The 13,007-nt window shown below is 65.4% G+C and carries 13 protein-coding genes; 6 read left to right on the top strand and 7 right to left on the bottom strand.

What is annotated here, in order from left to right; translation table 11 throughout:
• Positions 1 to 22 precede the first annotated feature (22 nt).
• Genes AAG092_RS01365 through AAG092_RS01350 form a run of 4 tightly spaced genes read left to right on the top strand, consistent with a single transcriptional unit; the run spans position 23 to position 3,693 of the window.
• Positions 23 to 928, top strand: coding sequence for a hypothetical protein (locus AAG092_RS01365; protein ID WP_110683089.1), 906 nt, complete (start codon positions 23 to 25; stop codon positions 926 to 928).
• A 49-nt stretch (positions 929 to 977) separates the two neighbouring features.
• A complete protein-coding gene (locus AAG092_RS01360; RefSeq protein WP_110683088.1) occupies positions 978 to 1,664 on the top strand; it encodes a C39 family peptidase in 687 nt (228 codons plus the stop codon).
• Between the two features lie 44 nt (positions 1,665 to 1,708).
• Positions 1,709 to 2,422: a hypothetical protein gene (locus AAG092_RS01355; RefSeq protein ID WP_373388202.1), complete on the top strand. Its 714-nt coding sequence runs from the start codon at positions 1,709 to 1,711 to the stop codon at positions 2,420 to 2,422.
• 35 nt (positions 2,423 to 2,457) lie between these two features.
• On the top strand, positions 2,458 to 3,693 hold the full coding sequence (locus AAG092_RS01350; RefSeq protein WP_110683086.1) for a hypothetical protein: 1,236 nt from the start codon (positions 2,458 to 2,460) through the stop codon (positions 3,691 to 3,693).
• Positions 3,694 to 3,704: 11 nt separating this feature from the next.
• Here the strand turns inward: AAG092_RS01350 and AAG092_RS01345 are convergent, their stop codons facing one another.
• The gene (locus tag AAG092_RS01345; protein ID WP_373388201.1) at positions 3,705 to 5,036 is read right to left on the bottom strand and encodes a sigma 54-interacting transcriptional regulator; all 1,332 of its coding nucleotides are present in this window, start codon (positions 5,034 to 5,036) and stop codon (positions 3,705 to 3,707) included.
• Positions 5,037 to 5,268: 232 nt separating this feature from the next.
• Between AAG092_RS01345 and AAG092_RS01340 the strand changes: the two genes are divergently transcribed.
• Entirely contained in the window at positions 5,269 to 7,149 is a 1,881-nt protein-coding gene (locus AAG092_RS01340) for a di-heme-cytochrome C peroxidase (RefSeq protein ID WP_373388200.1), read from the top strand.
• 12 nt (positions 7,150 to 7,161) lie between these two features.
• Positions 7,162 to 8,307 (top strand): catalase family protein, encoded by a 1,146-nt coding sequence (locus AAG092_RS01335; RefSeq protein WP_373388199.1) that lies wholly within the window; start codon positions 7,162 to 7,164, stop codon positions 8,305 to 8,307.
• Between the two features lie 33 nt (positions 8,308 to 8,340).
• Here the strand turns inward: AAG092_RS01335 and AAG092_RS01330 are convergent, their stop codons facing one another.
• From AAG092_RS01330 to aroC, 6 genes are all read right to left on the bottom strand, one after another.
• A complete protein-coding gene (locus AAG092_RS01330; protein WP_373388197.1) occupies positions 8,341 to 8,724 on the bottom strand; it encodes a hypothetical protein in 384 nt (127 codons plus the stop codon).
• A gap of 16 nt (positions 8,725 to 8,740) precedes the next feature.
• Complete coding sequence (mtnC, locus tag AAG092_RS01325; RefSeq protein WP_373388196.1) at positions 8,741 to 9,424, bottom strand: acireductone synthase; 684 nt, start codon at positions 9,422 to 9,424, stop codon at positions 8,741 to 8,743.
• A 61-nt stretch (positions 9,425 to 9,485) separates the two neighbouring features.
• Positions 9,486 to 10,031 carry an acireductone dioxygenase gene (locus AAG092_RS01320; protein WP_373388194.1) on the bottom strand — a complete coding sequence of 182 codons (546 nt, stop codon included), beginning with the start codon at positions 10,029 to 10,031 and terminating at the stop codon, positions 9,486 to 9,488.
• 10 nt (positions 10,032 to 10,041) lie between these two features.
• Complete coding sequence (locus tag AAG092_RS01315) at positions 10,042 to 10,653, bottom strand: methylthioribulose 1-phosphate dehydratase (RefSeq protein WP_373388192.1); 612 nt, start codon at positions 10,651 to 10,653, stop codon at positions 10,042 to 10,044.
• A complete protein-coding gene (locus tag AAG092_RS01310) occupies positions 10,650 to 11,804 on the bottom strand; it encodes an MFS transporter (protein ID WP_373388191.1) in 1,155 nt (384 codons plus the stop codon). Before AAG092_RS01310 ends, AAG092_RS01315 begins: the two co-directional genes overlap by 4 nt.
• A complete protein-coding gene (gene aroC, locus AAG092_RS01305) occupies positions 11,801 to 12,892 on the bottom strand; it encodes a chorismate synthase (protein WP_373388190.1) in 1,092 nt (363 codons plus the stop codon). The genes AAG092_RS01310 and aroC overlap by 4 nt, the downstream gene beginning before the upstream one ends.
• Positions 12,893 to 13,007: the final 115 nt, after the last annotated feature.

Raw genomic sequence — 13,007 nt, 5'->3', positions numbered from 1 at the left:
GGCACAGCGTAAGGAGACACCCATGAAATCGCAGTTCGCACTCAAACCCCTGGCTTTTCTGGTCGCCGCAGCCCTCGCCTCGCCGGTGATGGCGTTCGATTTCGGTACAGACACCAGTGCCAAGGTGGAGATCAACGATACCCAGGAAAGCATCGACAACTATGTCAACAACCTGGGCACCCCCAATGATGCCCTGTTGGAGGAAGCCGCGCACAACTCCACCGGCAACCTGGGTGCCAACGTCGCCGCCGGCGACAACAACCAGCAGGCCAACAACGTGGCCGTGGCCAATACCGAGGCCGGCGATGAAGCCTTCGTCTTCGCCACCATCGATGTATCCCAGACCGGCCGCTGGAACGACGTGGTCAATATCGGTAACGACAACAATGCCACCCTGGAGAACGCGCTCTATGAGCTCAGCGGGGTCGCCGGTGCCAACGTCGCCGCGGGAGCCAACAACCAGCAGAAGAACGACCTGGCCATGGCCAATGGCGAAAGCAAGTTCGGCGCCGAGAGCAGTTACGCCAAGGCCTATGTGGATGTCTCCCAGTACAGCACCAGCAACGATGCTTACAACCTCGGCAGCGACAACAAGGCGGTGCTGAACGATGCAGTCAACGACATCAGTGGCGTGGTCGGCGCCAACGTCGCCGCCGGCAGCGGCAACCAGCAGAGCAACGCGGTGGCCGTGACCAACGCACCGGGCAGTGCGGTGGCCGACAACGACACCCTGCAAAGCTCCACCGGCAATGTCACGCTCAACTCCCCGCTCCTGCTACTCGCCGGCCCGCTGACCACCAACGATGCCAGCCTGACCAATGCCCTGGTGGGCATCAGCGGTCATGCCGGGGTCAACGTGGCCGCCGGCACCGGAAACCAGCAGGCCAACAGCCTGGTGATCTCCAACGGCTACAGCATGGGCGAATAGCCCTCGGGCCTCCGGTTTCAGCCGGAGGCCACTTCTTCCGGAGCCCGACATGTTGTTCCGTGATCTATTGCTGGTGTGCCTCGCGCTGCTGCCAGTCGCCACGCAGGCCGCACGCCTGCCGATTCCCGGCCTGGCCGGCGGCAACTTCTTCACCAAAGAAGTGGAGAGCATCCAGGAACGGCGCTTTCGTGACCTGATTCGCCAGCGTACCGACTACAGCTGCGGAGCCGCCGCCCTGGCCACCCTGCTTCGCGAAGCCTACCGACTGGACGTGGACGAGATGGCCGTGATCGAAGGCATGCTCGAGGTCGCCGATCTGCAACTGGTGGAGCGCCAGGGCTTCTCCATGCTGGACATGAAGAACTACCTGCAGACCGAAGGTTTCCGGGCCAAGGGCTATCGCCTACAGGCCAACATGCTGGCCAGCGTCAAGGTGCCGACCATAGTCCTGGTCGAGATTCGTGGCTTCAAGCATTTCGTGGTGATGCAGAAGGCCACCGACCAGTGGGTGTACATCGGCGACCCGGCACTCGGCCATCGGCGGCTGACGCTGGATGAATTCACCCAGGGCTGGAACGGCATCGTCTTCGCCGTCATCGGGCCCGGTTATGACCGCCATAACAGCCTGCTCTCCCCGCCGCAACCGCTGACGGCACGCGACCGGGTGAACGGCTTCAACCCGATTCAGGATTCCGAGCTGATCGAGTTCGGCTTCAGCCACAGCGATTTCTTCTGAGCCGGCTCGCCACTCGACGCATGGAGGTCGAGATGAGAACCCCAATGACACTGCTCCTGCCGCTGGCCCTCGTGGTCAGCCTGCCGGCGGTCGCGGAAAACCTGTTCCGCGCGGTGGAAGTGCCGGAACATGAACTGGCCGAGATGCGCGGCCGTTACGCCCTGCCCAATGGCATCGTCAGCTTCGGCGTGGTGATGCAGTCACAGTGGAATGGTCCGCAGGGCCAGTTGGCCGCCAAGGTCGGCCTGCAATTCCGGCACAACTCCGCGTTACCGGTGCTCAACGTCGACCTGCAGGAGTCCGGCCAGGGGCAGGCTCCCGCAGGCCTGGGGCAGGTCAGTGGTGGCAACGGACTCAACAGCGCCCAGGGTGTGGTGCAGAGCGTGCGTATCGCTGGCGATGGCAACCGGGGCCTGAACGATGTGCAGATCAACATCCTGCGTGGCGGCCAGGCCGGGGAGCCTGGCACGGGCAGCGGCGCGCTGAACCAGAGCGTCGAGGGCGCCCTTGGGCGCGCCGAAGTGATCGCTAAGAACGGTGGCCTGCAGATCAGCATCGATGCCGGGAGCCTGGGGCGCACCCAGCACAGCATCGGCAGCGGCGGCATCAGGCAGAACACCGCGATCAGCGGCCAGCAGCAGGTCGCGAACAATCTGGCCGCCCTGCAGGTTGTCCTCAGGGAGCGCGGCGCTACCGACAGCATGGCCCTGCAGGGTGTAATGGCTCAGCTGCGCGGCCTGCGTGGCAACGGTTTCTGATCTAGGCTTTGTCCTTTCAGCACAGGGAAGTCGTCATGCACAGTCCATTGCCCCGCCTGATCGTCTGCCTCGGCAGCCTTGTCCTGAGTGCCCCGTTGCTGGCCGACGAGGCGGCATTGCGTGCCGAGCTGGACGACCTCAAGCAGCGTTATGAGGCCCAGCAGAACGCCCTGATGATTCTCGAGCGGCGCCTACGCCAGCTGGAGGCCAGCAGTCAGCCGCGCCAGTCGGTTGCTGCGACTACCCCGGGCAGCGGGCAGCGCAGCTCCGCGTCGACTCCGTCTTATGGCAGCCAGCAGCGTGAAAGCAGCCGCCCGGCGCAGAGCGTGGCGGCGGTCTACGACGAGGCCAGTGGCTTCTTCGGTGAGGGCGCCTTCAGCCTGGAGCCGAGCATCACTTACACCCACTACGACACCCGTCAGCTGTTCCTCAACGGCTTCCTGGCCCTGGACGCCATCTTCCTCGGCGACATCGGCATCGACCAGATCAACTCCGACCTGTTCACCTTCGACCTGGCCGCCCGTTACAACTGGCGCGACCGCTGGCAGTTCGAAGTCAACGTACCCATGATCTATCGCGAATCCAGCTACGAGTCCGCCGGCGCCGGCGGCTCCTCCACCACAGTCTCGGAAACCAGCGTCAGCTCGGATGCGATGCTCGGCGATATCGGCTTCGGCATCTCCTACAAGCTGGTCGACGAGGCACCCGGCGTTCCGGACGTGGTCACCAGCCTGCGCGTCCGCGCACCCACCGGCAAGGAGCCCTACGGCATCAAGCTGCGCGAGGATCCGGCCAACGACAACCTGGCAACGCCGGAGGAGCTGCCCAGCGGCAACGGTGTATGGTCGCTGACGCCCGGCATTTCCCTGGTAAAGACGGTGGACCCGGCCGTGCTGTTCGCCAACTTTTCCTACACCTACAACTTCAAAGAGAGTTTTTCCGACATCAGCTCCCAGGAAGGCGTGAAACAACCCGGCGACGTCAAGCTGGGCAACTATTTCCAGTACGGCCTGGGAATGGCCTTCGCCCTCAACGAGCGCATGAGCCTGTCGACCTCCTTCACCCACCTGGTCAGCCAGAAGAGCAAGATCCGCGCGGACGGCGAGTCCTGGCAGTCGATCATCGGCAGCGACGCCAACGCGGCCTATTTCAACCTCGGCATGACCTTCGCCGCCAGCGACGAACTGACCATAGTGCCCAACCTGGCCATCGGCCTGACACCGGACGCCCCCGACTTCAGTTTCAGCCTGAAATTCCCCTACTACTTCTGAGATCCGTACCGTCAACGCATCTGGTGCTTGTGCAGCAGCCGGTAGAAAGTCGGTCGGGAGATACCCAAGGCCCGTGCGGCCTGGCTCATGTTGTCGGCGTGCCGCGTCAGTACGTCGTTCAGCGCCTGCTGCTCGGCGCGGCAGATGTACTCGTCCAGGGTGCCCAGCAGGCTGCCCCCCGCAACCGGGCTCTCCAGTCCAAGGTCACAGGCCTCGATCTGCCGCCCCTCGGCCAGCACCATACCGCGCCGCATGCGATTGGCCAGCTCACGCACATTGCCCGGCCAGGGATGTTCGAGCAGCGCCTGCAGCGCCTCCTCGCTGAGGTTACGCGGGCGCCGGCCTATTTCTACCGCATAGCGCCGGGCGAAATATTCGGCCAGGCAACGGATGTCCACGCTTCGCTCGCGCAATGGCGTGGTCTGCACCTGGAGGACGTTGAGCCGGTAGTACAGGTCTTCGCGAAAGCGTCCCTGGCGGATCGCCGCCTCCAGATCGATATGGGTGGCGGCCAGCACGCGTACATTGACCGAGATCGGCTTGCTGCTGCCGACCCGCTCGATCTGCATCTCTTGCAGGAAGCGCAACAGGTTGGCCTGCAATTCCAGGGGAAGATCTCCGATTTCGTCAAGGAACAGGGTGCCGCCATCGGCCGACTCGATGCGCCCGATCTTGCGTTGGTGGGCCCCGGTGAATGCCCCCTTCTCGTGACCGAACATCTCCGACTGGATCAGGTGTTCGGGAATGGCCCCGCAGTTGACCGCGACGAAAGGCGCGCTTGCCCGCCGCGACAACCGATGCAGGGTATGCGCGACCAGCTCCTTGCCGGTGCCGCTCTCGCCGCGAATCAGTACAGGAGCCTCGGTCGGCGCCAGCTTGCCGAGCAGGCGGCGCAGCTCGCGCATGCTGCGGCTGTTGCCGAGCAGTTCATGGTCATGTTCATCGCTGCCCTTGCTGACCTTGCCACGTAGGCGTGCCATGCCAAAAGCACGGCCCAGGGCGATGCTGACCCGCTCCAGGTCGAACGGCAGGGTGTGGAAGTCGAAGAACCACTCGCCGATGAAATTGCCGACCTCAGGTTGCCGCAGCGCATCCTGGCTGAGCACGGCAATCCACTCCGTACCGCTCTGGCTGATCAGTTCCTTGAGGCTCTCCGGGCGTTCCAGGTGCGGCGGTCGCAGGCGGATCAGCCCCACATCGCAGCTGGCCTCGGCGGCATCGGCCAATCCGCAGCTGTGCACCATCCAACCGCTGGCCTGCAGGCGTGGCAGCAGCTTTTCGCATTCATCACAGGGATCGACTACCAACAAACGCCGTGGCGTCGCAGCCAGGGCCTGCAACATAACCCTTCCTTGGCGCCAATTTTTTGAAAATCCAATAAAAACAATTATTTGGCGCAAACAAACTAAAGCTAGCAAGTTTGCCGGGCTGACTAGGAATGAATATTTATAAGAACATAGCCATTCAATCTCATCCAGTTGGGCTCAGTTCGAAGTGATATGGCCGCTTGCCATCGTCCGCGCGGATTGGCATAAACGTACCCCATAACAAAATCGCCACACGGATGTTGATGTCATGCGAATCCTGCGCCGCGCTTTCGCTCTGATCCTGTTGCTTATCCTCGGCGCCCTCGCGGTCGTCCTCTACTACATCGCCAATCCCAACCTGCCGGTATTCGACAGGCCGCAGCAGGTGCACTACCTCGACCAGTGGAGCGAGCAGGCCCGCCAGACCTACTACTACACCCCCCAGGGCACCACGGTGAAAGGCCTCCACTACGTCTGGTTCACCGCCTTGGAGATGCCTTTCTCGCGCGACAAGTTCGCCCGCACCGACCACTTGGCACGCTTCGGTTTCCTCACCGACCCACAGCAAAAGGCCAGCGAGCTGAACCCCGGCAACCTGCCGGTGGGCTTCGCCCGCCACCAAGACGACGAGACCGGCACCCAGTACCTCGACATCAGCTGCGCTGCCTGCCACACCGGCGAGCTGCGCTACCAGGGCCAGGCCATCCGCATCGATGGTGGCGCCGCCCTGCACTCGCTGGCTTCCACGGTGCCCACACTCAAGGGCGGCGGCTTCGGCCAGGCGCTGGGCATGAGCATGCTGTTCACCTACTACAACCCGGTGAAGTTCAACCGCTTCGCCCGTGAAGTGCTGGGCGACAACTACGACAGCGGCAAGCAGCAGCTGCGGCAGGACTTCAAGGCCGTGCTCGACCGCCTGCTGGACACCGCCATGAACGACTGGCACCGCGGCCTCTACCCCACCGAGGAAGGCTTCGGCCGCACCGACGCCTTTGGCCGCATCGCCAACAGCGTGTTCGGCGATGCCATAGACCCGAGCAACTACCGAGTGGCTAACGCCCCGGTCAGCTACCCGCAGGTGTGGGACATCTGGAAATTCGACTGGGTGCAGTGGAACGGCTCGGCCATGCAGCCGATGGCGCGCAACATCGGCGAGGCCCTGGGGGTGGGCGCCAGCCTGCACCTGTTCGACGAGAACGGCGAGCCGATGACGCACGACGAGCGCTATCCGTCCAGCGTGCGCCTGCGCGACCTCTACACCCTGGAGGAGACGCTCAAGCAGCTCAAGCCGCCGACCTGGCCGGAACAGGTGCTGGGCAAGGTCGATCTCAAGCTGGCCAGCCAGGGCCGCGCCCTGTTCGCCGAGAACTGCGCCTACTGCCACGCCCCCGACCCGGTGCCGCGCGACAAGCGCCTGGCCCCGGCGCGCGACCCGGAATGGCACCTGCGCATCGTGCCGACCCGCATCATCGGCACCGACCCGACCACCGCCGACAACATCGCCGACCACCGCTTCGACATCCGCAAGCTGGGCTGGCAGAAGGACGAGCTGGCCAAGCTGGATGTCAGGCTGTTCGGCTCCAGCCTCGGGGAAGTCGATTTCGCCAGCATCTCCAGCGCCAAGGGCTTGGCTTATGTGACCGCCTATGTGGAAGACCGCGCCTACCGCGATGCCGGCATCCAGCCACGCGAGCGCTGGCGCATGGACGGCTACGGCCTGGCCATCGGCGTGCAGGAAAAGCGCGGCTACAAGGCACGCCCGCTGCACGGCATCTGGGCCACCCCACCGTTCCTGCACAACGGCTCGGTGCCCAACCTGTTCCAGCTGCTGTCGCCGGTGGTCGAGCGCGACAGCCAGTTCTGGGTCGGCAACTTCGAGTACGACCCCAAGCGCGCCGGCTTCCTCACCGGCCAGTTCGCGGGCGGCTTCCTGTTCGACACCCGCATCACCGGCAACAGCAACCGCGGCCACGAATTCCGCGACGGCTGCCGCAACGAGGGGGTGATCGGACGCTTCCTGGAACCCGAAGAGCGCTATGCGCTGATCGAGTACCTCAAGGTGATGGGCGACGAGAAGCTGGAAAACCAGCTGCAGCCCGCCGAGAGCCGCGCCTGGACGCCGGGCCCCAACTGCCAGAACAACAACTAAGGAAGGCCCGCCATGCTCAAAGGTTTCTGGCTCTGGCTCGGTCGCGTGCTGGGCAAACTGCTGTCGATCCTGCTGCTGGTCGGCCTGGCCGGCTGGGGCATCGGCGAGGCCTACTACGCCTGGAAATTCTCCGGCCCGGTATCCACCGAGGAAGAAATCCCCAAGGACGAGGCGACCCTGACCCAGGGCATCATCGAGGACGCCATTCGCATCGTCGAACAGCACCGCGACAACACCCGCGTGTTGCGCGATGCCCACGCCAAGGCCCACGGCTGCGTGAAGGCGCAGCTGACCGTACTGCCTGACCTGGCCCCGGAGCTGCGCCATGGCGTGCTGGCCGAGCCGGGCAAGACCTGGCAGGCCTGGATGCGCCTGTCCAACGGCAACGCCTACCCGCAGTTCGACAGCGCCCGCGACGCCCGCGGCATGGCCATCAAGCTGCTCGACGTCCCTGGCGAGAAGCTGCTGAGCAGCAAGGCCACCGCCGGCAACCAGGACTTCGTGATGTTCAACAACTCGGTGTTCTTCGTCCGCGACGTCGCCGAGTACAAACAGAACTTCGCCGCCCAGGCCGACGGCCACAAGGTGTTGGCCTTCTTCCCCAGCTGGGACCCGCGCAGCTGGGAAATCCGCCACCTGATCATTGCCATGAAGACCCTGGCACCGGCGCCGGACAGCCCGGTCAGCGCCACCTACAACTCGATCGCCCCCTTCAAGCTCGGCCCGCACAACATCAAGTACCGGGTGATCCCCGATCCGCAGAGCTGTCCGCCCTACCAGTTGCCGGAGCAGAACACCAAGCTGCCCAACTTCCTGCGCAACGCCCTGTACCAGCAGCTGTCGCTGGATCGGGTGCCGGCCTGCTTTGCCCTGCAGGTGCAACGGCAGAATGCCGCGCACTACATGCCCATCGAGGACACCAGCGTGGAGTGGAGCGAGGACATCTCGCCGTTCGAGACGGTGGCGACCGTGCGCGTGGAGCCGCAGGACTTCGACACCCGCGAGCAGAACCTGGCCTGCGACAACCTGTCCTTCAACCCCTGGCATGCGCTGCCGGAACACCGCCCCATCGGCGGCATCAATCGCCTGCGCAAGGCGGTCTACGAGGCCGTCAGCGTCTACCGCCACCAGCGCAACGCCGCGCCGCAGGCGCACTGAAATGCCAAGGCCGCCTCAGGGCGGCCTTGTTGTTTAGCCCCGGCAGTGCAGGATCTGTTCGCGCCAGCGCCACTCGCAGGCCGCCAACCCACCGACAAACAGCGCTTCGCCGACCAGGTGGATCTGCGCTAACAGCGACGCAGCCCCGGCGAACTGCACCGCCATGACCACGCAAGCGCCCGCCCACAGGGCATTGCCGGCAACCAGCCCGTACAGCAGCAGGCGCGGCCGCTTGCCGCGCAGCGCCAGGGTGAAGGAATAACTGGCGTAGAGCAGGTTTGTCACGCCGATGAACAGCAGCAATCCGCGCGGCAGGCGATAGACCTCGCTCAGCCATGGGCCGAGCAACAGCACGAGCACACCCGCCGTGGCCGCTGCGGCACAATCGACCCAAAGCAGATGACGAGCTGCGCGCATGGCCGAGCCCCCGCGGCTACAGGCGATCCAGATCGATCACCGCGAAGCTGGCCACCGTGTCATGCCCGGCCAGGCGACCGCCCTCGCGGGCCAGGCCGATAGTCTGCAGGCCTGCCTGCTGGGCGGCATCCAGCTCCTGGACGATGTCGGAGAGGAACAGGATCTCCTCGCCCGGCAGGCCGATGGCCGCGGCGATGGTGCGGTACGACTCGACCTCGCGCTTGGGCCCGCTGGTGGTATCGAAATAGCCGCTGAACAGCCCGCTCAGGTCGCCGGCCTCGGAGCAGCCGAAAATCAGCTTCTGCGCCTGCACCGAGCCGGAGGAATAGACGTACAGCGCATAGCCAGCCTGATGCCAGCGCTTGAGCGCTTCCACCGCATCCGGGTAGACATGGCCCTTGAGCTGGCCGCTGGCGTAGCCCTGCTGCCAGACCATGCCCTGCAGCGCCTTGAGCGGAGTGGCCTTGCGATCCTCGGCAAGCCATTGCAGGAGGATCTCGATGACCCGGATCAGGTCTGCCCCGCCCTCGCCGCTCTCGGCCCGCACGGCGTCCAGTTGCGCGGCCACGGCAGGCTCCTCGGCGTGATCGAGGATGAACCGTGGCAGGTGCCGGGCGGCATAGGGGAACAGCACGTCGAAGACGAAGCTCACCGCGCTAGTGGTGCCTTCGATGTCGGTGAGGATGGCTTTGATCGGCATGGAGACTCCAGGGATGTGGGCGGCGCCCTCTCTCCCATTCATGGGAGAGAGGTGAAGAGCTTCAGTCTTCCAGACGCGGAAAACGACTGGCGATATCGTCGCCGGTGAAGTTGGCCACCCAGCCTTCCGGGTTGTTGAACAGGCGGATGGCGACGAAGTGCGGGAACTCGCCCATGTCGAACCAGTGGCGGGTGCCGGCCGGCACCGAGATCAGGTCGTTCTTCTCGCACAGCACGGCGTACACATAGTCGTCGATGTGCAGGCTGAACAGACCCCGGCCGGCGACGAAGAAGCGCACTTCATCCTCACCGTGACGGTGCTCGTCGAGGAACTTGGCGCGCAGCTCGTCCTTCTGCGGGTGGTCCTTGTTCAGGCTGACCACGTCGACGGTGACATAGCCCTGCTCGGCCATCAGCTTGTCGATCTGCGGGCGGTAGGCGGCGATCACCTCGTCCTGTGCAGCGCCCGGCTGGATCGGCACACTGGCCTGCCAGCGCTCGAAGCGCACGCCGACCTCAGCCAGGGTGGCGGCGATGTCCTCGAGGTGGGTCAGCACCTTGTTCGGCACGTCCGGGTTGGACTGGTAGTAGACGGTCAGGCTGCTCATGACATCTCCTCTAGCGCTGCAGGGCGCGTACTTTCAGTTCGCACTCGAACAGGAATTCGAAGGCCTCGACCTGGCGCAGGCAGTCGGCCATGGTCGCGCTCCAGGTGTACAGGCCGTGGCCGCGGATCAGGTAGCCGACGCAATCGGGGTGCTCGTCCAGCCAGGGCTGCACCTTGGCCGCCAGGCGGGCGATGTCCTGGTCGTTGTCGAAGATCGGCACCAGCACCTGGCAGTCGTGGGTGGAAATGCCGGCGAAGGCCTTCTGCAGCTCGTAGTCGGCGAACACCAGCAAATCGGCCAGGGTCAGGCGCGACAGCACGGTGGCGTTGACCGAATGGGTGTGCAGCACGGCGCCGATGGCCGGCTGCCAGCGGTACAGCTGGGTGTGCAGCAGGGTCTCGGCCGAGGGCTTCTTGCCCGCTTCCAGGCTGTTGCCGTCGAGGTCGGTGGCCAGCACGTCGTCCTCGCCCAGCTGGCCCTTGTGCTTGCCGGAGACGGTCAGCAGCGCCTGGTCGGCGCTCAGGCGCGCGGAATAGTTGCTGCTGGTGGCCGGCGACCAGCCACGGCCATACAGGAATTGCCCGGCCTCGATGATCTGCCGGGTCAGTTGTTCACGGTTCATGCCCGCTCCTCGTGCAAACGCAGTGCAATGATAATGGCGGCCGCCAGGGCGACCAAGCTGGCAATGGCGAAGGTCCAGGCCGCGCCCAGACTCTCCCAGCTATAGCCGGCGTACAGCGCACCGAGGGCGCTACCGGTGCCGGCCAGTGCCGCGTACAGCGCCTGGCCCTGGCCCTGCTGGTTGGGCCCGAAGCTGCGCTGGACGAAATGGATGGCGGCGGCATGGAAGCTGCCGAAAGTGGCGGCATGCAGCAGCTGGGCGAACAGCAGCACACCCAGGTGGTCGGCCAGGTTGCCCAGCAGCAGCCAGCGCAGCGCCGCCAGCAGGAAGCTGGCTGCCAGCACCCAGCGCACCGAGAAACGCGTGAGGATGCGCGCCATGAACAGGAACAGCACGATCTCCGCCACCACGCCCAGCGCCCACATCTGGCCGATGAAGCCACGCTCGTAGCCGAGCCGCTCCAGGTGCAGGGTCAGGAAGGTGTAGTACGGGCCATGCGACAGCTGCATCAGCGCCACGCAGAGGAAGAACGCCGGCACGCCCGGGCGCAGCAGCTGGGCGAGAAAGCCGCCCTCGCCGCCTTGCCCGGCCCGCGCCTGCGGCACCGCGTTGGGCACCCACAGGCTGCCGAGCAGGATGCCGGCGAGGATCAGCACCACCATCGCCGGGAACAGCCCGGGGCTGAAGCGCTCGAACAGCTCGCCCAGGCCGATCACCGCGACGATGAAGCCGATCGAACCCCACAGGCGGACCTGCGAATAGCGCGCGCTCTGCTCGCGCAGGTGAGCCAGGGTGATCACCTCGAACTGCGGCAGCACGGCGTGCCAGAAGAACGCATGCAGCGCCATCACCAGGGCCAGCCAGGCATAGCTCTGGTCGACGAAGATCAGGGCGAAGCTGAGCAGCGTGCACAGCGCACCGAAACGCACGATGCGCAGGCGCTGGCCGCTGCGGTCGCCCAGCCAGCCCCACAGGTTGGGCGCCAGGCAGCGCATCAGCATGGGAATGGCCACCAGCTCGCCGATGCGCGCCGGGGCGAAGCCCAGGTGCTGGAAGTACAGCGGCAGGAAGGGCGCCGTGGCGCCCAGCATGGCGAAGTAGAAGAAGTAGAACGCGGACAGCCGCCAGTACGGCAGCGGCTGGGCGGTCACAGCTGGCCGAGCACCGGGGTGTTGACCCGCACGTCGGCGTTCTGCGCACGGTGGCGCAGCAGGTGGTCGAGCAGCACGATGGCCATCATCGCCTCGGCGATCGGCGTCGCGCGGATGCCGACGCAGGGATCGTGGCGGCCCTTGGTGATCACATCCACCGGGTTGCCGTCGACGTCGATCGAGCGGCCCGGGGTGGTGATGCTGGAGGTCGGCTTGAGCGCCAGGTGGGTGACGATCGGCTGGCCGCTGGAGATGCCACCGAGGATGCCGCCGGCGTTGTTCGACAGGAAGCCCTCGGGGGTCAGCTCGTCGCGGTGTTCGGTGCCGCGCTGGGCCACGCAGGCAAAGCCGGCGCCGATTTCCACGCCCTTGACCGCGTTGATGCTCATCAGCGCGTGGGCCAGATCCGCGTCCAGGCGGTCGAAGATCGGCTCGCCCAGGCCCGGCATCACGCCCTCGGCGACCACGGTGATCTTGGCGCCCACCGAGTCCTGGTCACGGCGCAGCTGGTCCATGTAGGCCTCCAGCTCCGGCACCTTGTCCGGGTCGGGGCTGAAGAAGGCGTTCTGCTCGACGCTGTCCCAGGTCTTGAACGGGATCTCGATTGGGCCGAGCTGGCTCATGTAGCCGCGCACCTGGATGCCCAGGCCGGCCAGTACCTTCTTGGCGATGGCGCCGGCGGCCACGCGCATGGCGGTTTCGCGCGCCGAGCTGCGGCCACCGCCGCGGTAGTCGCGGATGCCGTACTTGTGGTGGTAGGTGTAATCGGCGTGGGCCGGGCGGAACAGGTCCTTGATCGCCGAGTAGTCCTTGGACTTCTGGTCGGTATTGCGGATCAGCAGGCCGATCGGGCAACCGGTGGTCTTGCCCTCGAACACCCCGGAGAGGATTTCGACGACGTCGTCTTCCTGGCGCTGGGTGGTGTGACGGCTGGTGCCCGGCTTGCGGCGGTCGAGGTCGCGCTGCATGTCTTCCAGGGACAGCTCGATGCCCGGCGGGCAACCGTCGACGATGGCGACCAGGGCCGGGCCGTGGCTTTCGCCAGCGGTGGTGACGGTGAACAGCTTGCCGTAGGTGTTGCCGGACATGCAGGGCGCTCCGCGAAATCTGCCTCGAACAAAGGTCGGCGAGTATACCGCCGGCGCCCGGCCAGTTCACCTGCGAAACGGCCACGATAGCGGCAAATGGCAGTTGGCCAGCCTG

The sequence above is a fragment of the Pseudomonas alcaligenes genome, assembly GCF_041729615.1.
Lineage (GTDB): Bacteria > Pseudomonadota > Gammaproteobacteria > Pseudomonadales > Pseudomonadaceae > Aquipseudomonas > Aquipseudomonas alcaligenes_B.
The sequence above is the reverse complement of the archived record's forward strand: the minus strand, read 5'-3'. Positions and strand labels throughout refer to the sequence as shown.